This window comes from Marinobacterium zhoushanense (assembly GCF_014641945.1).
Lineage (GTDB): Bacteria > Pseudomonadota > Gammaproteobacteria > Pseudomonadales > Balneatricaceae > Marinobacterium_D > Marinobacterium_D zhoushanense.
The window spans coordinates 1-642 of record NZ_BMIJ01000025.1; the positions used below are offsets into that span (position 1 = coordinate 1).

At 48.1% G+C, this 642-nt stretch carries 2 tRNA genes and 1 rRNA gene; all 3 read right to left on the minus strand.

What is annotated here, in order from left to right:
- Positions 1-244: 244 nt before the first annotated feature.
- A tRNA-Ala gene (locus IEX40_RS22000) sits at positions 245-320 on the minus strand.
- A gap of 99 nt (positions 321-419) precedes the next feature.
- A tRNA-Ile gene (locus IEX40_RS22005) sits at positions 420-496 on the minus strand.
- Between the two features lie 84 nt (positions 497-580).
- Positions 581-642, minus strand: a 16S ribosomal RNA gene (locus IEX40_RS22010); the annotation flags it as partial.

A 642-nucleotide genomic window follows, 5' to 3' on the forward strand; every position in this document is an offset into this window, starting at 1 on the left:
ACCATATAACCCGAAGGCGTCTGATCAGTTGAATAGTTTAGTAACGATCGATTTCGCCGGTTGGCGCTTGTATCAAACAATACAAGACAATCTTTCAGATCCAATTTGTTAAAGAGCGTTTAAAGCGTGAAGCTTTAAAAGATGAACTCAAACGAGTGCATGTTTTAAAACTCTCGGGAGCTTCAATGACCAGGTAATCTGGCACAGCGTATTCTGTTGTAAGTTCTCAACCATTCAGGATGAATGGTGGAGCTATGCGGGATCGAACCGCAGACCTCCTGCGTGCAAAGCAGGCGCTCTCCCAGCTGAGCTATAGCCCCAATATGGTCAAACCGCAGAATTTTGTGTCAATCAAGGCAAATCCCGAGGACGCATAGCCTGCTATGCGACGAGGAATTTAACGCAGAGTGACGCAAAATTGGTAGGCCTGAGTGGACTTGAACCACCGACCTCACCCTTATCAGGGGTGCGCTCTAACCAGCTGAGCTACAAGCCTACATCTCGGTTCAAGACCGATACGCTCTCTCAACATTTCAACCAGGTAATTCGTGTGAACGCTTGCCAAGATCCAGCTATCGTTTAAGGAGGTGATCCAGCCGCTGGTTCCCCAACGGCTACCTTGTTACGACTTCACCCCAGTCA